Raw genomic sequence first — 19,763 nt, 5'->3', positions numbered from 1 at the left:
AGATTTTTTTTGAATAATTCCAAAGGTATTTATTTTTTTTACAAAATAGTAATTGGGAGAAAATGGGATTTTTTGTTAAATACTTTTATATCTAATAAAGTCGTGTTTTTTCTGATAGAAATTAAAAGATTTTATTTTCTTCGTTTACGCTTTTGATCAATGGGAATTTGACTGGATGGCGTTAATTCCGTTAAACATTCATTATAGATTTCTTCCTGCCACTTTTCCAAAAGTTGAATTAAATCAAAAAATAAATTTTCTGATGGATTTTCTGCTCGTGGCTTTTTCAATAAAATACCTATTCCAATATTATGAGATACACCATTATGATTTATAACAATATCTTCATGACCCATGTCTTCCATAGCCATATCAGCATAATAATGCTTTAATAATACGTGGTCGAGATTTAGGACTTTTAAAATTATGTTCTTAATTTCAAAAGGTATTTCGCATTCAAATTGTTTTTCGAACTTTTCCATATTTCTATCGCGAAAATGTAATTTAACTTTACATTCAAAAATGATATCAATATAAATTCCTAAGTTTAATAATCTTTGAGTCCATCCATCAAAATGATCGTATGAAAGAATATAGTCTTCATGTAATTTGAAATTCCCAGTCACAGCTTCTATTTTACGTATATTAAGTACTTCAAAGTTCATTTAAGAGGTTTTGTAATAGGATAAGGAAAGGTATTAAATAAATTTTAATTCGAGACTTTATGGAGTTATTTGCGAAGATTTCTCCTTCGCCAGAAAGCATAAATTTAAAATCCAAACTCAAAAATCTACAATAAAAAAATCCCGTCTCAATTAAGAAACGGGACTTCGGTGATATTCCTTTTTTTTCTATTGTTAAACCGTAGCAGCAACTTCTTCTGGTAACGGAATTTGATTTTTAAGTAAATCTTCGAATGTTTCGGCTTGGCGAATTAAGATTCCCTGACCGTTCATCCATAAAACCTCAGCTGGTTTGTATCTTGAGTTGTAGTTTGAAGACATTGAGAAACAATATGCTCCTGCGTTTCTGAACTCTAAAATGTCACCTTCAGTGATTTCTGCGATTCTGCGGTTGTTGGCAAAAGTATCAGTCTCGCAAATGTATCCTACAACAGAGTAAAAACGCTCTTTTCCTTTCGGGTTCGAGATGTTTTCGATATGGTGTGAAGATCCGTAAAACATTGGACGAATTAAGTGATTGAAACCACTATCGATTCCAGCGAAAACTGTTGAAGTCGTTTGTTTTACTACGTTTACTTTTACTAAGAAATGACCTGCTTCACTTACCAAGAATTTTCCTGGTTCGAAAATCAACGTTAAATCTCTTCCGTATTCAGCACAGAAAGCATTGAATCTTTTAGATAATTTTTTACCTAATTCTTCGATGTCTGTTTCGATATCGTCTTTTTTGTAAGGAACTTTGAAGCCGCTTCCGAAATCTAAGAATTGTAAATCTTTGAAATGTTTAGCGGTATCGAACAAGATTTCAGCAGCATACAAGAATACTTCGATATCTAAGATATCTGATCCTGTGTGCATGTGAATTCCAACAATGCTCATTTTTGTATTTTCGACAATTCGCAAGATATGCGGAATCTGGTGAACAGAAATTCCGAATTTACTATCGATATGTCCAACAGAAATATTTGCATTTCCACCCGCCATTACGTGTGGATTGATACGAATACATACCGGAATATGTGGATGTTTTGTTCCGAATTGCTCTAAAATAGATAAATTGTCGATATTGATTTGTACGCCCATTGCGGCAACTTCTTCGATTTCTTCAAGAGAAACGCCGTTTGGTGTAAAGAAAATTCTTTCGGGTTCATAGCCAGCATGAAGTCCTAACTGAACTTCCTGAATTGATACAGTATCTAAACCAGACCCCATGTTCTTTAATAACTGAAGAATCGCAACGTTAGACAATGCCTTCATGGCGTAATTAACTCTTAAGTTTTCTACCTTAGAGAAAGCTTTAGTTAACCTGTTGTACTGAGATTGGATTTTTTCGGCATCGTAAACATACAATGGACTTCCAAATTGGTCTGCTAACTGCAGTAAATCTTTTGCTTGCATTTTTAAACTTATTTTGGGCAAAGTTATTACACTTTTGATTACCAGCAAATAAAATGTAGAAAAATAACAAATTATAACAAATTGTTTGTTTTTAAACAAAAAGTTGCTTGTTTTCGAATTTTGTAACGTATTAGTAGGTTCAAAGGGACATAGGTACAAAGATACAAAGGTTTTTTGCCACGAATTCACGAATTTAACTTATTCTTAAATGCTGTTGAAATTGTTTTTTTATGAATTACACTAATTAAATGTATTTCTTTTTATCCTAATTTTTAAAAGAAGCCAAATGTTTGAATTTAGCCCCGATTGAGGCGGTATCCTCGCAGTGAAACGGAGAGATATAGCCGAAAGCGGGAACTTATGTTTATTAAGATGCCAATTGTGATGCTTTAAAATGAGAAAATTTTTCCGCCACGAATTCACGAATTATTTTAATTTTTATTCTGAATGACTATTGGCATGTTTAGAATATAATTCGTGAAATTTAAAGAAAAGAATAGTTTTAAACAGCATATATAAATTAGAGTAATTCGTGAATTCGTGGCGAAAAAAATAATCTGTGACTAAAAAAACAAAACCCCTGAATAGTAATTCAAGGGTTTGTTGGTAGTATGTGTTGTATTTTTGTTTAGTTTTTATAGGCTAGGAAGATCTCCTTTTCCTTTAGTAGGCAAGTTTGTAGAGCCCATAAGGAACAAATCTACCTCTCTTGCTGCTTCGCGACCTTCTGAAATAGCCCACACGATTAATGATTGTCCTCTTCTCATATCACCAGCAGTGAAAATGTGAGGTACGTTTGTTTGATAGTTATGCGCTTTGTAGTTGCTTCTCATATCAGTTTCGATTCCTAATTGCTCGCTTAACGTTTTTTCAGGACCTGTAAATCCAAGCGCCAATAAAGCTAAATCGCAAGGCCAGATTTTTTCAGAACCTTCTTTTTCGATTAATTCAGGACGCTGACCAGGAGTCATTTTCCATTGTACTTCAACTGTTTTTAATCCAGTTAATTCGCCTTTATCGTTAGAAATGAATTCTTTAGTGTTGATCAACCAGTTTCTGTCGCAACCTTCTTCATGAGAAGATGATGTTTTTAACTGCAACGGCCAGAAAGGCCAAGGAGTTGACTCGCTTCTTCCAACTGGAGGTTTTGGTAAAATCTCAAAGTTAGTAACCGATTTTGCTCCGTGTCTGTTTGAAGTTCCTATACAGTCAGAACCAGTATCTCCACCACCAATAACGATTACATCTTTACCAGTTGCTTTAACTTGATCTGGAATTGATTCTCCAAATAAAACTTTAGTTTGCTGTGTCAAGAAATCCATTGCCTGAACAACGCCTTTGCTTTCGATTCCTTTAGTTGGCAAGCTTCTTCTTTCCGTTGCTCCTCCGCATAAAACGATAGAATCGAATTGGTTTAATTCTTCAACACTGAAATTAACACCAACATTTACGTTGGTTTTGAAAGTGATTCCTTCTGCTTCAAGAATAGCTACACGACGATCAATAATTCCTTTTTCTAATTTGAAATTTGGAATTCCGTAACGTAATAAACCTCCAATTGCGTTGTCTCTTTCAAAAACAGTAACGGTGTGACCCGCTCTGTTTAATTGTTGAGCAGCCGCAAGACCTGCAGGTCCTGAACCAATAACAGCAACAGTTTTACCAGTTCTAGTTTTTGGCGCTTGTGGTTTAATCCATCCTTCAGCAAAACCTCTTTCGACAATGCTTTTCTCGATGTTTTCGATAGAAACCGGATCTTTGATGATTCCTAATACACATGATTTCTCACATGGAGCAGGGCATAAACGACCTGTAAATTCAGGGAAGTTGTTAGTAGATTGTAAAATCTCTAACGCACTCTGCCATTCTTCCTGATGAACCATGTCGTTGAAGTCAGGAATTAAATTTCCTAATGGACAACCACTGTGGCAAAAAGGAATTCCACAGTCCATACATCTTGATCCTTGTTCTTTTAATTTATCTTTTGGTACCGGAATAGTAAATTCGTTGTAGTTCGAAACACGTTCTGCTACTGCTAAATTACTTTCGTCGGCTCTGTTATATTCTTTAAATCCGCCTATTTTACCCATGACATTTTAATTAAATGTAAATGATCAATTCTAAAGTTCTAATTTTTTTAACCGCAATCCCGATAGCTATCGGGAGCAAGGTCTTTTTTGCTTTTTTGAGTGTTTTAAGTTCGCAAAGCTTTGCGGTTAAGTTTTAATCTAAAATCTGAACTCTAAAATCTAAAATCATTTATCCCGCTATTAATTCTTCTATTTTTTTCTCTTCTGCAATTCTTTGTAATGCTTTTTTGTAATCCGTTGGCATTACTTTTACGAAGTGCTGTTGTTGGTTTTCCCAGTCTGCTAAAATTCTTTTTGCTAATGGACTGCTGGTGTACAACGAATGATTTTTGATCAGTTTTCTTAGTTTCGTAAGATCTTCTTCTTCCATTGGATCGAATGCAACCATTTCCATGTTACAAACTGTAGAATCGAATTTCTTGTTTGGATCGTAAACATAAGCTACACCACCGCTCATACCCGCAGCGAAGTTTCTTCCTGTTTTTCCTAAAACTACTACTGTACCACCGGTCATGTACTCGCATCCGTGATCTCCAATTCCTTCAACAACTGCTGTTGCTCCAGAATTTCTCACACAGAAACGCTCTCCGGCCATTCCATTAATATAAGCCTCTCCGGTAATAGCTCCGTAAAGGGCAACGTTTCCAATAATGATATTGTCTTCAGGTTTGAAAGTTGCAGTAGGAGGTACTTTTACAATTAATTTTCCTCCAGAAAGCCCTTTTCCTAAATAATCATTACAGTTTCCGTGAATTTTAAATGACAATCCGTTTGTTGCAAAAGCACCAAAACTTTGTCCGGCAGAACCTTCAAAATCAACTAAAATAGTGTCATCAGGTAATCCTTGTGCGCCGTAGATTTTTGAGATTTCGTTACTCAAAATAGCACCTACAGAACGGTCAGTATTTTTAATTTTAAAAGTTACTCTTGTTTTTTCTTTTCTATAGATAGACGGAATCGCTTCTTTAATGATGTCAAAATCCAATACATTTTCAAGTTGGTGATCTTGAGTAGTTGTATTATGATTTGGTTCTGTTTTCGCTTTTTCCGGTTTGTATAGAATTGATGACAAGTCTAAACCATTTGCTTTATAATGTTTGATGGCTTTGTTCACATTTAATTTTTGTGACTGACCTACCATTTCTTTTAAAGTTCTGAAACCTAACTGCGCCATGATTTCTCTTAACTCTTCGGCAATGAAATACATGAAGTTGATTACGTGCTCTGGAGTTCCTTTGAAATTCTTTCTCAATTCTGGATCCTGAGTTGCAATACCAACTGGGCAAGTATTTAAGTGACAAGCTCTCATCATTATACATCCAGAAGCTACAAGCGGAGCAGTTGCAAATCCGAATTCTTCAGCTCCTAATAAAGCTGCAATCGCAACGTCACGACCTGTTTTTAACTGTCCGTCGCATTCTAAAACTACACGGCTTCTTAAGTCGTTAAGAATTAAAGTTTGCTGTGCTTCGGCTAAACCAAGTTCCCATGGAATACCTGTGTGTTGTAACGATGTCAATGGTGCAGCTCCCGTTCCTCCGTCGTAACCAGAAATTAAGATAACGTCAGCTTTTGCTTTGGCAACACCGGCAGCGATGGTTCCAACTCCAACTTCAGAAACTAATTTTACGTTGATACGAGCTTCACGGTTTGCATTTTTCAAATCGTAAATCAACTGAGATAAATCCTCAATTGAGTAAATATCGTGGTGAGGAGGAGGCGAAATCAAACCTACATAAGGTGTAGAGTTTCTCGTTTCAGCGATCCAAGGCACTACTTTTTCTCCAGGTAACTGTCCACCTTCACCAGGTTTTGCTCCTTGAGCCATTTTAATCTGGATTTCTTTAGCGTTTGTCAAATAGTTGATCGAAACACCAAAACGTCCTGACGCAACTTGCTTAATTGCAGAGTTTCTAGAATCTCCATTAATTTCTTTCTGGAAACGTTTTGGATCTTCTCCACCTTCTCCAGAGTTACTTTTTCCGCCAATTCTGTTCATTGCAATCGCTAAATTCTCGTGTGCTTCTCTAGAAATAGATCCGTAAGACATTGCACCCGTTTTGAATTTCTTCACAATTTCTGTCCAAGGTTCTACTTCATCAATAGAAATTGGATCCAAATTGTTGAATTCAAATAAACCTCTAATGGTCATTAAGTTTGAGCTTTGCTCATTAACGGCATTTGAGTATTCTTTATAGCTTTCTGGGCTGTTTAAACGAACCGCTTGCTGTAATTTAGAAATTGTAGTTGGATTAAACATGTGTTTTTCTCCACCACGTCTCCATCTGTAAATACCTCCAATTTCAAGAGAAAGCAAACTTGCTACTTTTGAATTTGGGAAAGCTTTTTGGAAACGTTTTTTTACTTCTTTCTCCACTTCCATTAAACCAATACCTTCAATTCTTGATGGAGTGTAAGGGAAGTATTTAGATGTAAATGTTTTGTTTAAACCTAAAATCTCGAAAATCTGGGCAGCTCTATATGAATGTAAAGTAGAGATACCAATTTTGTTCATGATTTTCACGATTCCTTTTGCAATCGCTTTGTTGTAGTTAACAACTGCATAATCCGCTTTTACTTTTGTAATGAAACCTTTTTCAACTTGATCGTGAATGATTTCGTTTACCATGTAAGGGTTGATGGCACTTGCACCGTATCCAAACAATAAAGCAAAATGATGAGGTTCTCTAGGTTCAGCAGATTCGATGATGATTCCGAATTTAGAACGAACTTGTAAAATGTTCAAAGAGTGGTGAATATAAGAACAAGCCAACAACATTGGGATTGGAGCTAATTCTTCGCTCACACCTCTATCAGATAAGATAATGATGTTACATCCTTCTTCAACCGCTTTGAAAGTGGCCTGAACACATTTTTCAAGTGCTCTTTCTAAACCGTTAACTCCTTTTTCTATTTTATATAAAGTAGAAATAGTAGCCGATTTGAAATCTGGGTGATCGATATTTCTGATTTTATCCAAATCTTCGTTAGAAACAACCGGATTTTGGATTTTTAATTTTTTACATTGTTTCGATTCAATTTCGAAAATATTGAAATCTCCGCCAATCGCTAAACTGATATCAGTAATAATTTCTTCACGAATACCATCCAACGGCGGGTTAGTAACCTGAGCAAACAATTGTTTGAAGTAATTGTACAACAACTGAGGCTGATCAGATAAAACAGCTAAAGGCGTGTCATTACCCATAGAACTGATTGCTTCAGCTCCGTCGCTACCCATTGGGTTGATGATCGTTTTTAAATCTTCAATTGTGTAACCAAACAAACGCTGTCTTGTTAAGAAATCTAATTTTTCAACAGGAGTAGGGTTGTTTGTGTAAGGAACACTAGCTAATGGCAATAAGTTTTCGTCAACCCATTGCTGGTAAGGACGTTTTGTAACTATCGCTTTTTTAACTTCTTCGTCTTCGATGATACGACCTTCGTTCATATCAACCAAGAACATCTTTCCTGGCTCCAAACGACCATGCTGAATTACATCTTCTGGATCGATATCTAATACACCAATTTCAGATGACATAATTACGAAACCACTCTTTGTTAAAGTATAACGAGAAGGACGCAATCCGTTTCTGTCTAGTAAAGCACCAATTACGTTTCCATCTGTAAACGGAATAGAAGCAGGGCCATCCCAAGGTTCCATGATACAAGCATTGTACTCATAGAAAGCCCTTTTCTCAGGAGACATAGTTTGGTGTTTTTCCCAAGCTTCAGGAACTACCATCATCATTGCCTCTGGAAGCGAACGGCCAGTCATTAATAAAAGTTCAACCACCATATCCATAGAAGCAGAATCTGATTTTCCTTCTAAGATAATTGGGAATAATTTTTTAATGTCTTCGCCAAAAACTTTGCTTTGCATAAGCTCTTCACGAGCACGCATACGGCTTACGTTTCCACGAAGTGTATTGATCTCACCATTATGACACATGTATCTAAACGGCTGAGCTAAGTCCCAAGATGGGAATGTATTGGTAGAGAAACGTTGGTGTACAAGCGCTAAACGCGTCACCAAGTCTGGATCTTTCAAATCTATATAATAACGGCTGATGTCTTCCGGCATCAATAGACCTTTATATATTATAGTAGTTGTCGATAAACTAGTAAAATAAAACATGTGGCTTTCAGAGGTTTTAGATCCTCTTACGGCATGTTCAGCAATTTTTCTAGCTGCAAAAAGTTTTGCATTAAATTCTTGTTCAGTTAAATCTTGTCCGTCTTTAGAAACGAAAACTTGTTTAATTGTTGGTTCTTTTTCTGCGGCGATTTCACCTAAATTTTCAACGTCAACTGGCACATCTCTCCAACCTAAAACTTTTAAGTTTTGGTCTTTAATAGTTGCCTCAAATGCATTAATACAAAAAGAAACCTGGTTTTTGCTTTTTGGTAAAAAAACCATTCCTACTGCATACTCACGCGCTTCTGGGATTTCAAAGTCACAAACTTTCTTAAAAAAATCATGAGGAATGTCGAATAAAATTCCGGCCCCGTCACCAGTTCTTCCATCAGAACTAACGGCACCACGATGTTCCAATTTAATTAAGATGTCTAATGCTTTGTGAATAATATCATTTGACTTAATACCATTCAAATTACAAATAAATCCTGCACCACAATTGTCGTGTTCAAATTCAGGCAGATAAAGCCCTTGTTCTTTAACTCTCATTCTTGATATTTTTTCTACAAAAATAAAGATTTCGTTAAACATAATGTAGTGAAATTATATATTCGCTTTCATTTTTATAGTAATATTAGAAAAAGGGTTCTTAAATAATAATATTATTAAAGAAAGCATTGCGAATTATCAAAATCATAATTAAGGATAAAATATATTAAGAAAAATCGTCGGTTAGGTCTTGAATCCAGTGAATTTTTTGTTAAATATCAAACGTTTTGTGCAGTTTGTGTTAACATTAACAAATTATTCCGTTAACGATTTGTTTGCTTTGACAAATTATCAACGCTCAATACCTACATATAACATTTATTTAATTGAAAAAGATTTTCCTATTAAGTTGTTATTTGTTACTTTTGTCGCACTTTTATTCTGAAATAAATTCAGAACCAGACAAATTCTATATTATGAACATACACGAATATCAAGGAAAAGAAATTTTAGCGAGTTACGGAGTACGCGTACAACGCGGAATTGTGGCTAACAATGCGGTTGAAGCTGTAGCTGCTGCAAAACAATTAACTGCCGAAACTGGTACAGGATGGCATGTAATAAAAGCACAAATTCACGCAGGTGGTCGTGGAAAAGGTGGTGGAGTTAAGCTGGCAAAAAACTTACAACAAGTTGAAGAGTTAGCAGAACAAATCATCGGAATGCAATTGATTACGCCTCAGACTCCGCCAGAAGGTAAAAAAGTAAACAAAATTTTAGTAGCTGAAGATGTTTACTATCCTGGAGAAAGCGAAACTTCTGAATTTTATGTTTCTGTTTTATTGAATAGAGGTACAGGACGCAACATGATCATGTATTCTACTGAAGGTGGAATGGATATCGAAGAAGTTGCTGAGCACACTCCACACTTAATCTTTACTGAAGAAGTTGATCCTTCTGTAGGATTACAAGGTTTCCAAGCAAGAAGAATTGCTTTCAATTTAGGTCTTTCTGGAAATGCTTTCAAAGAAATGGTGAAATTCATCGATGCATTATACAATGCTTACATTGGTTCTGATGCTTCTATGTTTGAAATCAACCCAGTTTTAAAAACATCTGATAACAAAATCTTAGCTGTTGATGCTAAAGTTAACATCGACGATAACGCTTTATACAGACAACCTAAATATGCTGAAATGAGAGATATCCGTGAGGAGAATCCAATCGAAGTTGAAGCTAAAGAAGTTGGTCTAAACTATGTTGACCTTGACGGTACTGTAGGATGTATGGTAAACGGAGCTGGACTTGCAATGGCAACTATGGACTTAATTAAATATGCTGGTTTTGAGCCTGCTAACTTCCTTGACGTAGGAGGAACTGCTGACGCAAAACGTGTTGAAACAGCTTTCAGAATTATCTTGAAAGATCCAAACGTAAAAGCTATTTTGATTAACATCTTCGGAGGTATCGTTCGTTGTGACCGTGTTGCTCAAGGTGTTGTTGACGCTTACAAAAACATGGGTGACGCTATTAAAGTGCCAATTATTGTTCGTTTGCAAGGAACAAATGCTGAAATTGCAAAAGAATTAATTGACAATTCTGGTATGCCAATCTTATCTGCAGTTCAATTTCAAGAAGCTGCTGACCAAGTTAAAGCTGCTCTTTCTTAATTAGAAATAAGAAATCAATTTATATTAGAAAATCCATTCCGAGAGGAATGGATTTTTTTTGTTTAACCGCAAAGCACGCGAGGATTTTTACCAAGTATTGTGAGTATAAATGCAAAGTTCGCAAAGCTATATGTTGAAAATAGCCACGAATTCACAAATTTTATTTTTGATAATCTTTGAAAATAAAATTTGTGAATTCGTGGCAAAAAAACTTTGTGAACTTTGCGTAATCCTTTGCGTGCTTTGCGGTTAAAAAAAAATTATTTCAAAACAGTTGCCAAATCTACAATTTGGAATGTAGGATCATGTTCTATAAAGCCTCTAATAATCGCAGCATGACCAGCGCCAACTAAAATCATTATTTTATTATCTGTGCTTTCCGTCAATTTCTGAATTAAAGAATACATATATAAATTTCTTTTGTACCAATTTGAAACTAAAGACGGTCCTGAGAAATCATCTGGATTTCCTGCTCTGTTTGCTATTTCCAGATACCATTGCAGATTTTCATTTTCGGCTTGTTTTGTATTGTAATACAGCATCATTTCTTGTAATGAACTTTTTGCTATTTTTTCATTATGATCTTTTTCAAACTTTTTTGTTGACTCATTGTTTCTTTTCATTAAATCCTTCTGGTTTGCTTTTTCCATTGCCATCATTAAACTGTCATATGGAAAAGAAGTATAAAGATTCATTCCGTATAATTTTTTGTGATTCAGTTTTTTAGCGGTACGAAGTGCTAGTTGTGTAATTTCGCTTTTATTAGTTTTAAAAAGACTGTCAGTGTTCTTATTGTAAAACTTGTTTAAGTCGGCTTGTTTGCTAAATTCCCATTCTACAAATATTTTATCAGGACCAAATTTCTTGATTTTGTCAGTCATTATTTCAAGTTCTTTTTGGCTCTTTTCAGATAAAATATCGAAACTTTTTACCTGAGCAACATCAAGACCAGGATTAGCATAATGAAACGTCCCAATTAATAGAATTTGTTTTTTCTTGGTTTGAGCAGAAGTTAAGTTTAGCGTAATAATTGCTAGTAATAAAATGATTTTTTGCATGATGATTTTGTTTTTAAATTCATTGCAAATGTATCAGCAGATTTATAGCTGTATTTTCATTTTTGATGAATACTGAATTTCATTTGACCAACTATCCAAATTTCACTTTTAAAATGTTTGTGTAACGTTTTGAGATGTTCATCATTAAAAAAAGGAGGTTTCATATAAATATCATTTTCTTTTAAAGTCATAATCGTATTTTTGATCCTACAATTGATTTATATGAAACTTAAAATACCTTTTTACTATCATATTATTCTTTTCCTCGGATTGTTTTTAACCTACTGTCTTTGGGATTACGGAATAAATAACCGAATGGCAATGGTACAGCAGACTGAGCTTTATTTATGGGTTATATCTACCTTTATGCTATCTGTTTTTGTAGTTTATATATTGAACTTTTATACCGTTTGTGATTGGTTTCTGAATAAAAAGAAAATCCATTTTTACTTTTTAAGTATTCCAGTTTCTTTGCTGATTTTTGCAGGTGTGAGATATTTTTTGCAGGAAATAATTATGTTCAAAATTACTGGAGAGCATAATTATTTTGAAGAAACCAGAGAAATAACCTATTATATAAAAGATAATTTTTTTTATGGATTGCCAGCTATTATTCTTAGTGCCTTAAGTTATTTATTCTGGCAGTCTCAATACTCTCAGAAACAAAATCAGGAATTGCTTTTGGAGAATAAAAAAGCAGAATTTCAAATGTTGAAAGCACAGGTAAGTCCGCATTTTTTATTTAATACGCTGAATTCGTTTTACAGTCAGTTGGTTTTAAAAGAAGATGAAATGGCGGATGATATTTTGGTGCTTTCTGATTTGCTTCGATATGTAATTACCGAAACTGACAAAGATGAAGCGGTACTTTCAAAAGAAATTCAATTTATTCAGAACTATATTCATTTACAGAAAAAACGTTTTGAAGATCAGTTGTATCTGGATTTTTCTGTTGAAGGAGAATATTCAAATGAAAGAATACTTTCTTCGGCTTTAATTCATTTTGTGGAGAATGTTTTTAAACATGGAAAACTTAATGATAAAGAAGAGAAAGCCTTGATTTCAATTCAGATTAAAAAAGGATTTTTAGAGATTTCTACTTTTAATTATAATGTAAATGGAGAAAACTATTCTTCAACCGGAATTGGTTTTGAGAACCTGACGAAAAGACTCGAATACATGTATAAAGACCAATTTATTCTTGAAAAAACAGAAGAAAATAATACCTTTAAAACCTACTTAAAAATACCACTAAAAAACTAATCTATGGCTTTTAAATGCATTATTGTAGATGATGAACCTCCTGCAACTAGAATATTAGAAAATTATATTGGAAAAGTAAGTTTTCTTGAAAAAGCAGGAGTTTTTAATGATTCCTTAAAGGCATTAGAATTTTTGAATACCCAAATAGTTGATGTCATTTTTCTGGATATTCAAATGCCTCAGTTAACAGGTTTACAGCTTTCCAGGATTATTTCTAAAAATATAAAAGTCATTTTTACGACAGCTTATCCTGATTTTGCTTTAGAAGGTTTTGAGCTGAATGCAGTTGATTATTTATTAAAGCCCATTTCGTTTGAACGTTTTTATCAAGCCGTTTCAAAACTAAATTCAGAGCCTAAAATAGAAATCTCAAATCAAAATAATCTTCCTGATTTTCTTTTTATTAAAACGGATGGAAAGAATAAGTTCCAGAAAGTATTTTTGAAAGATATTTTGTACGCAGAAAGTTTACAAAATTATGTGTGCATTCATACCGAAAAACAGCAGATTATTACGCATTCTTCTTTGAAAAATGTAATAGAATCTCTTCCAGAAAATGAATTTATTCAGATTCATAAATCGTATGTGGTTTCTTTAAAACACATCGAATCAACGGATAATTTTTCGGTTTTCATAAATGGAAAAGAACTGCCAATTGGAGCGACTTTTAAGGATGCTTTTTTTGATAAAATAGAGGAGAATAAGATATAGATTTTTAACCGCAATCCCGATAGCTATCGGGAGCAAAGATTTTTATAAAGAATTGTAGCCGCAAAAGCAAAGTTCGCAAAGCTAAATAAATAATTTTTTCGATTTTTATTTCAATATAGCTCGTGGTTTTAACCACGGGTGGACAATGTATGTAACACAATGTATCTCTGGGCGTTCCCGCGGTTGAAACCGCGGGTTATATTTCAGATGCAGATTGTAATTAGAGTCTCTTTAAAACGCAAAGTTCGCAAAGCTTTATCCATATAGCTTTGCGAACTTTGCGTTTATATTTAGTCTTTTAAGAAAAAAAACTTGCTCCCGATAGCTATCGAGATTGCTGTTAAATCCCTAATTACGATTTTTTCTTATTGCCGTTTTTGAAAACCACTTTTTCTACAACAACTGGTTTTCCATTTCCTTTCGGAAATGCTTTCTTTTTAGGCTTTCCAGTTGATGAACCTGATTTTGATGCACTTTGATCGCCTCTATATTTTTCTGAATCTTTTGGCGTGGCTTTAAATTCTGGCCTTTCTTTAGAAGTTTCTTTCTTCGGAATTTCAGCTTTATGCTTTGCTAAAACTTCATTTGGGTTTTTAGGATTTTCTTTAGTTCCTCTTAAATGAATTACTAGTCCGTTTAAGAAGTTTCTTAAAACCTGATCGCCGCATTCCATATAATTTGGATGATCTTCGGCTCTAAAAAAAGCACCCAATTCTGATTTTGAAATTCTGAAATCTACTAATTCTAAAATTTCAACTATTTGGTCATCACGGAGCATCAAAGCCACGCGAAGTTTTTTAAGTATATCGTTATTTGTCATTGTTTATTTTTTACAAAGGTACGGTTTATTTTTTAGCCACGAATTCACGAATTATTTTTGATAATCTTTTGAGAATAAAAAAAATGTGAACTTGTAGCTAATTTTTATTTAAAACGCTAACTAATTTATCCAAATCTTCTTTTAAATGATTGGCAGTAACAACAATTCGATTTAATGGTTCAGCTTCTTTTTTGTATCTAAAGCTGGCAATAATGATTTTTTCCTGTTTTAGTTTTTCAACTAACTCATTGGATAATAAATAAATCAGTGGATAAGTTTTATCAAATTTTACATTGCCGTCTTTAACTAAAATCGAATCAATGTAATTTAAATTATCGAGCAGTTTTTGATGTTGCATATTATAAATTGCTGAAGCATCAGAAAGTGTTTGCACAAAAGCAGGATTCATTCCAGCAGCGCTCGTAAAAGTTTCCAGTTCTTTTATTTGATTAATGAATTCTAAATCTCCTGCAATAACGCCGCCGGTTAATCCAAAAGCTTTTCCTAATGAAGAAACCATTATTTTTCTTTTTAGAGGAAATGAAATTGATGAGTAGATTCCACAGCCATTTTTATTAGTAATTCCTAACGAATGTGATTCATCAATTACTAAAGTAATTTCTTTGCTTTTTGAAATGTTTTTTAAAAAAGATAAATCGGCAGGTTTTGTTTCAAAAGAAGGAACACCGTCGGTTAAAATTGTTATTCTTTCAGTTTTTGAGTCTAATAAACGGTTATTTAAATTTCCATTTAAGAATACCGGAAGACTATTTTCAGTTTGAATAGCGTTGTGTGTATCATTCAAATGAAAAAAACAATCGGTTTGTTTTTTCATTAAATCAACAACCAATTTTCCGGCAAGCATTCCTGAAGAAACCGTAACAGTGCTTTCTGAGCCAACATGGGAAGCTAAAAAGCTTTCGCCTGCATCATAAGCGGTTAATTGAATATTCGCAGTTCTTGAGCTTCCGTAAGTAGTTCCCCATTTTAAAATGTTTTGAACGACTAAATTCTGAAATGATGCATTTGTTGGAAGTCCCAAATAGGCAGTTCCGCCAAAATACAAATACTGTTCTTGGTCAATTTCAATAATGCGATCGGGAAATTTATCGACTTTCATTTTTATAAAAGTGTAACTCCTGTTCCGTTTAAATCAGAATAGCTGACAACGCCATCTTTTATGGTTACTCCGGTTGCAATATCTTCTGCTAAAAGAAGTGCTCCATCCATATCGACATAATCGAGTTGAGGCAGTAAATGTGCAATGGCAGAAATTCCAACAGTCGATTCTGTCATACAGCCCACCATGGTTCTTAATCCTAGTTTTTTAGCTTCTTCAATCATGCGTTTTCCGGGAGTTAAACCGCCGCATTTTACCAGTTTAACATTCACACCATGAAAATGATTGTGGCATTTTTGAACATCTTCTTCAATAATACAGCTTTCGTCTGCAATGACAGGAAGAACAGAATGTTTGAAAACTTCTTTATGACCTTCCCAATTATCGGCTTTCATAGGCTGTTCTAAGAATTCAACACCTAGTTTTTTTAGTTCAACTGCGTTGTTTATTGTTTCTTCAACACTCCAGCCACAGTTCGCATCGATTCTAAAAACGGCATTGGTGTGTTTACGAAGTTCTTTTACAATTTCGATATCTTCTTTGGTTCCCAGTTTAATTTTATAAATCGGCCAAGGAAGTTCCTGCATTTTAGAAACCATTTTGTCTATAGAAGCAATTCCGATTGTATAATCCGTCATCGGATTTTTTTCGGTTGTGTAATTCCACAATTCGTAAAGTTTTTTGCCTTTTTTGCGAGCATACAAATCATTATAAGCTAAATCTAAAGCGCACAAAGCAAACATATCATCTTGTAAATACGGATGCATTTTGGCCCAAAATATTTCTGGAGTTTCATTTTCTATACTTTCAATAACACTTCTGATTTTTTCCAAATCCTGCATCATCATTGGAACTGTAATATTGTAATACGGATTTGAAGTCGCTTCTCCAAAACCAGAAAAACCTTCGCTTTGTAATTCCACAATTAAAGAAGGCTGAAAATCGATAGATTCTCTTGAAATGGTAAAAGTATGTTTGAGTTTGAGATTGTATTCTCTTAAAATTAGTTTCATTTTTATAGAAGTATTTTTTATTCGTTAATTAATAACCCAGCCAAAGCAGCGCTTCAACAAAATGATCGCGCCAAAGTTTTTCGTTATGTTCTCCGCCTTTTACAATTTTAGTTTTATCGAGATGAAGGCAATAACAGCGTTTGGTGTCTAATAAACGTTTCATCTTGTTTAAATCGTCTACCATATCGTCACTTTCTTTATCGCCACACAGGAAATAGATTTTAGTCTTAATTTTAGGCTGTTTTTCTGTAAAAGTATAAATCTCGGGAGAAAACCAAAAAGAAGGCGAAAAAACACCCGCTTTTCCAAAAACTTCAGGATATTTTAAAGCACCATAATAGGAAACTAATCCGCCCAGAGAACTTCCAAAAAGAATGGTGTTTTTGGCTTTTGTTTTGGTTCTGTAGTTTTTGTCAATATAAGGTTTGAGTATTTTTACAATGAATTCTAAATAATTATCGGCATTTCCTCCGCCGTATTTTTCATTTTTAAAAGGAGTCAATTCGTCAATTCGTTTTTCATTTCCATGTTCGATTCCTACAATAATTACAGGAGCTTTCAAACTGTCTAATTTTTCGTCAACATTCCATTCGCCAGAAAAAGAAGTTTTGGCATCAAACAAATTTTGGGCATCATGCATGTAAATAACGCTGTACTTTTTTTGAATGTTTTTAGAATAATTTTCGGGAAGGTAAACCCATATTTTTTTTGAAGTATTAAGTTGAGGCGCTTCAATTGTAAAAGTAGATACATTTTTTGAAGCAGTGCTTTGTGCTTTGCCAATAAGAGTAAATAGAAGTAAAACTGCCAAGAAAATCCTCTTCATTATCCGTGTTTTGTATTTTTATTTAAAAGCAATATTTTAGCTAAAAATAATAAATTGATGAATACAGAAGCAGAAAAAAGAAGTTTACTTTTAGAAATGATTACGCTCGCCACTGTAGATGGACATTTGCATAAACGAGAGCTTGAATTTTTAAGAATTGTCGCTGTTGAGTTGAATATCACAGAAGAAGAATTTCAGGATTTATTTCATCAAGAGGCAAAGTCACTTCCGATACCGTCTGAGATACAACGCATCAATCAATTTTATAGGCTGGCTTTACTAATGCATTGCGACGGCATTTTGCACGAAAGAGAATTTCAAACCATTCAGCAGATTGCTTTACAAATGGGATTAAATATGTCTGCGGTAAAACGTGTTTTAGAAATGATGAGAAAAGCTCCGAACACAGTAATTAATCCAATTGTGTTAATCGAAATTTTTCAGGAACAGCACAATTAAGCAAGCTGTTCCTGTAGTTTTTTGATTTCGTCACGAAGTTTGGCTGCTTGTAAGAAATCTAATTCTTTAGCTGCTTTTTCCATTGTTTTACGTTTTTCACGAATCATTTTTTCTAATTCGGCTTTAGATAAATAAGCTGTTTCAGGTTCTGCCGCCACAGGAATTGGATGGCCTAATTCATATTCCACCAAAGGATTTTTTGTAAAGGCACTGTCGATTTTTTTGTTTAAAGCCTGAGGAGTTATATTGTTTTGAACATTGAAATTAATCTGTTTGGTTCTTCGGTATTCGGTTTCGTCAATAGTACGCTGCATACTTGCCGTAATTTTATCAGCATACATAATTGCCTTACCATTTAAATTCCTTGCCGCACGTCCGATAGTCTGTGTTAAAGATCTGTGATTTCTTAAGAAGCCTTCTTTATCAGCATCTAAAATCGCAACAAGAGAAACTTCAGGTAAATCCAAACCTTCACGAAGTAGGTTCACTCCAATTAAAACATCAAAAAGACCTTTTCTTAAATCCTGCATGATTTCAATTCTTTCCAAAGTATCCACTTCAGAATGTATATAACGGCATCGAATATTTACTTTTGTTAAATATTTGGCTAATTCTTCAGCCATTCTTTTGGTTAAAGTGGTTACCAAAACTCTTTCGTCCAATTCGCAACGAACCTGAATTTCTTCAATCAGATCATCAATCTGATTTAAACTTGGTCTCACTTCAATAACGGGGTCTAACAAACCAGTTGGACGAATAATCTGTTCGACATAAACACCGTCTGTCTTTTGCAATTCATAATCAGCTGGAGTTGCAGAAACGTAGATTACCTGATTTTGCAAAGCTTCAAACTCTTCAAATTTTAAAGGTCTGTTGTCCATTGCGGCAGGTAAACGGAAACCATATTCCACAAGATTTTCTTTACGGCTGCGATCGCCTCCGTACATAGCATGAACTTGAGAAACCGTTACGTGACTTTCGTCAATAATCATTAAATAATCACTTGGAAAATAATCTAATAAGCAGAAAGGTCTTGTTCCAGCTTCACGTCCGTCAAGGTAGCGTGAGTAATTTTCAATTCCAGAACAATAGCCTAGTTCGCGAATCATTTCTAAGTCAAAATTGGTTCTTTCTTCCAGACGTTTCGCTTCGAGATGTTTTCCTATTTCTTTAAAATAATCTACTTGTTTGACCAAATCCTGTTGAATCTGCCAAATAGCACCTTGTAAAACTTCAGGAGAAGTTACAAACATATTGGCAGGGTAAATAGTCAATCTTTGAAATTTCTCTATTACCTGTGATGTTTTTGCATCAAACGCTTCGATCTCTTCAATTTCATCTCCAAAAAAGTGAATTCTGTATGCATCGTCAGCATAGCTTGGATAAACTTCTACAGTATCTCCTTTTATTCTAAAAGTTCCCGGATTAAAATCGGCTTCAGTTCTGGCATATAAACTCTGCACTAAACTGTGTAACAATTTAGTTCTGGAAATAACCTGATCTCTTTTAATTTCGATTACGTTTTTCTGGAATTCAACGGGGTTTCCAATACCATATAAACAAGAAACAGAGGCTACAACCAAAACATCACGACGTCCCGAAAGTAGGGAAGATGTGGTGCTTAAACGCATTTTTTCTAATTCTTCATTGATAGACAAATCTTTTTCAATGAAAACTCCTGTCACAGGCATAAAAGCTTCTGGCTGGTAATAGTCGTAATAAGAAACGAAGTATTCAACCGCATTATTAGGGAAAAACTGTTTGAATTCAGAGTACAACTGTGCCGCCAAAGTTTTGTTATGAGCCAAAACTAAAGTCGGTCTTTGTACTTCTTGTATAACATTGGCAACCGTAAATGTTTTTCCGGAACCTGTAACTCCTAATAAAGTTTGATATTTTTCTCCGTCGACTACGCCTTGCGCCAATTTTTGTATGGCTTGAGGCTGATCTCCTTTTGGACTGTATTCTGAAGTTACGTGGAAATTCATTTGTTGCTGATGAAAATTAGGTTTGTAAAGATACGAA

The 19,763-nt window shown here is 34.3% G+C and carries 14 protein-coding genes; 4 read left to right on the top strand and 10 right to left on the bottom strand.

The genetic code is table 11. The annotated features are described in order from the left end of the window. Positions 1-131 precede the first annotated feature (131 nt). From GSY47_RS14580 to gltB, 4 genes are all read right to left on the bottom strand, one after another. Positions 132-665 carry a hypothetical protein gene (locus GSY47_RS14580; protein WP_179006855.1) on the bottom strand — a complete coding sequence of 178 codons (534 nt, stop codon included), beginning with the start codon at positions 663-665 and terminating at the stop codon, positions 132-134. Positions 666-857: 192 nt separating this feature from the next. Beyond that, positions 858-2,081 (bottom strand): diaminopimelate decarboxylase, encoded by a 1,224-nt coding sequence (gene lysA, locus GSY47_RS14575; RefSeq protein WP_179006857.1) that lies wholly within the window; start codon positions 2,079-2,081, stop codon positions 858-860. 635 nt (positions 2,082-2,716) lie between these two features. Continuing rightward, the gene (locus GSY47_RS14570; RefSeq protein ID WP_179006859.1) at positions 2,717-4,171 is read right to left on the bottom strand and encodes a glutamate synthase subunit beta; all 1,455 of its coding nucleotides are present in this window, start codon (positions 4,169-4,171) and stop codon (positions 2,717-2,719) included. 169 nt (positions 4,172-4,340) lie between these two features. After that, positions 4,341-8,858 carry a glutamate synthase large subunit gene (gene gltB, locus GSY47_RS14565; RefSeq protein ID WP_179006861.1) on the bottom strand — a complete coding sequence of 1,506 codons (4,518 nt, stop codon included), beginning with the start codon at positions 8,856-8,858 and terminating at the stop codon, positions 4,341-4,343. 416 nt (positions 8,859-9,274) lie between these two features. Here gltB and sucC point away from each other — a divergent pair, with 416 nt between their 5' ends. Continuing rightward, the gene (gene sucC / locus GSY47_RS14560; protein ID WP_179006863.1) at positions 9,275-10,468 is read left to right on the top strand and encodes an ADP-forming succinate--CoA ligase subunit beta; all 1,194 of its coding nucleotides are present in this window, start codon (positions 9,275-9,277) and stop codon (positions 10,466-10,468) included. Positions 10,469-10,728: 260 nt separating this feature from the next. Here the strand turns inward: sucC and GSY47_RS14555 are convergent, their stop codons facing one another. Then, positions 10,729-11,526 carry a DUF5694 domain-containing protein gene (locus GSY47_RS14555; protein WP_179006865.1) on the bottom strand — a complete coding sequence of 266 codons (798 nt, stop codon included), beginning with the start codon at positions 11,524-11,526 and terminating at the stop codon, positions 10,729-10,731. Between the two features lie 222 nt (positions 11,527-11,748). On the opposite strand from GSY47_RS14555, the gene GSY47_RS14550 reads away from it, so the two are divergent. Further along, a complete protein-coding gene (locus GSY47_RS14550) occupies positions 11,749-12,789 on the top strand; it encodes a sensor histidine kinase (RefSeq protein ID WP_179006867.1) in 1,041 nt (346 codons plus the stop codon). A 3-nt stretch (positions 12,790-12,792) separates the two neighbouring features. Next, positions 12,793-13,500, top strand: coding sequence for a LytR/AlgR family response regulator transcription factor (locus tag GSY47_RS14545; RefSeq protein ID WP_179006869.1), 708 nt, complete (start codon positions 12,793-12,795; stop codon positions 13,498-13,500). A 352-nt stretch (positions 13,501-13,852) separates the two neighbouring features. Here the strand turns inward: GSY47_RS14545 and GSY47_RS14540 are convergent, their stop codons facing one another. The 4 genes from GSY47_RS14540 to GSY47_RS14525 form a co-directional block, all read right to left on the bottom strand. Continuing rightward, positions 13,853-14,320 (bottom strand): DUF1456 family protein, encoded by a 468-nt coding sequence (locus GSY47_RS14540; protein ID WP_179006871.1) that lies wholly within the window; start codon positions 14,318-14,320, stop codon positions 13,853-13,855. Positions 14,321-14,417: 97 nt separating this feature from the next. Next, on the bottom strand, positions 14,418-15,440 hold the full coding sequence (locus GSY47_RS14535; protein WP_179006873.1) for an aminotransferase class I/II-fold pyridoxal phosphate-dependent enzyme: 1,023 nt from the start codon (positions 15,438-15,440) through the stop codon (positions 14,418-14,420). 2 nt (positions 15,441-15,442) lie between these two features. After that, on the bottom strand, positions 15,443-16,453 hold the full coding sequence (locus tag GSY47_RS14530) for a dipeptide epimerase (protein WP_179006875.1): 1,011 nt from the start codon (positions 16,451-16,453) through the stop codon (positions 15,443-15,445). Positions 16,454-16,481: 28 nt separating this feature from the next. Further along, positions 16,482-17,279: an alpha/beta hydrolase gene (locus GSY47_RS14525; protein WP_179006877.1), complete on the bottom strand. Its 798-nt coding sequence runs from the start codon at positions 17,277-17,279 to the stop codon at positions 16,482-16,484. Positions 17,280-17,336: 57 nt separating this feature from the next. Between GSY47_RS14525 and GSY47_RS14520 the strand changes: the two genes are divergently transcribed. Further along, complete coding sequence (locus tag GSY47_RS14520) at positions 17,337-17,738, top strand: TerB family tellurite resistance protein (RefSeq protein WP_179006880.1); 402 nt, start codon at positions 17,337-17,339, stop codon at positions 17,736-17,738. Here the strand turns inward: GSY47_RS14520 and uvrB are convergent. Then, positions 17,735-19,726 carry an excinuclease ABC subunit UvrB gene (gene uvrB / locus GSY47_RS14515; RefSeq protein ID WP_179006882.1) on the bottom strand — a complete coding sequence of 664 codons (1,992 nt, stop codon included), beginning with the start codon at positions 19,724-19,726 and terminating at the stop codon, positions 17,735-17,737. The genes GSY47_RS14520 and uvrB overlap by 4 nt on opposite strands. Between the last annotated feature and the right edge of the window lie 37 nt (positions 19,727-19,763).

This window comes from Flavobacterium quisquiliarum, assembly GCF_019308285.1.
GTDB lineage: Bacteria > Bacteroidota > Bacteroidia > Flavobacteriales > Flavobacteriaceae > Flavobacterium > Flavobacterium quisquiliarum.
Note: the sequence above shows the minus strand (reverse complement) of the source record. Positions and strands in the feature narration are given on the sequence as shown.

What these genes read in the sequence shown, in the direction of transcription:
- GSY47_RS14520 (WP_179006880.1), top strand. Translation starts at nt 17,337, where the DNA reads ATGAATACAGAAGCAGAAAAAAGAAGTTTACTTTTAGAAATGATTACG.
- GSY47_RS14555 (WP_179006865.1), bottom strand. Translation starts at nt 11,526, where the DNA reads ATGCAAAAAATCATTTTATTACTAGCAATTATTACGCTAAACTTAACT.
- gltB (WP_179006861.1), bottom strand. Translation starts at nt 8,858, where the DNA reads ATGAGAGTTAAAGAACAAGGGCTTTATCTGCCTGAATTTGAACACGAC.
- GSY47_RS14525 (WP_179006877.1), bottom strand. Translation starts at nt 17,279, where the DNA reads ATGAAGAGGATTTTCTTGGCAGTTTTACTTCTATTTACTCTTATTGGC.
- GSY47_RS14535 (WP_179006873.1), bottom strand. Translation starts at nt 15,440, where the DNA reads ATGAAAGTCGATAAATTTCCCGATCGCATTATTGAAATTGACCAAGAA.
- GSY47_RS14540 (WP_179006871.1), bottom strand. Translation starts at nt 14,320, where the DNA reads ATGACAAATAACGATATACTTAAAAAACTTCGCGTGGCTTTGATGCTC.
- uvrB (WP_179006882.1), bottom strand. Translation starts at nt 19,726, where the DNA reads ATGAATTTCCACGTAACTTCAGAATACAGTCCAAAAGGAGATCAGCCT.
- sucC (WP_179006863.1), top strand. Translation starts at nt 9,275, where the DNA reads ATGAACATACACGAATATCAAGGAAAAGAAATTTTAGCGAGTTACGGA.
- GSY47_RS14570 (WP_179006859.1), bottom strand. Translation starts at nt 4,171, where the DNA reads ATGGGTAAAATAGGCGGATTTAAAGAATATAACAGAGCCGACGAAAGT.
- GSY47_RS14550 (WP_179006867.1), top strand. Translation starts at nt 11,749, where the DNA reads ATGAAACTTAAAATACCTTTTTACTATCATATTATTCTTTTCCTCGGA.
- GSY47_RS14580 (WP_179006855.1), bottom strand. Translation starts at nt 665, where the DNA reads ATGAACTTTGAAGTACTTAATATACGTAAAATAGAAGCTGTGACTGGG.
- GSY47_RS14545 (WP_179006869.1), top strand. Translation starts at nt 12,793, where the DNA reads ATGGCTTTTAAATGCATTATTGTAGATGATGAACCTCCTGCAACTAGA.
- lysA (WP_179006857.1), bottom strand. Translation starts at nt 2,081, where the DNA reads ATGCAAGCAAAAGATTTACTGCAGTTAGCAGACCAATTTGGAAGTCCA.
- GSY47_RS14530 (WP_179006875.1), bottom strand. Translation starts at nt 16,453, where the DNA reads ATGAAACTAATTTTAAGAGAATACAATCTCAAACTCAAACATACTTTT.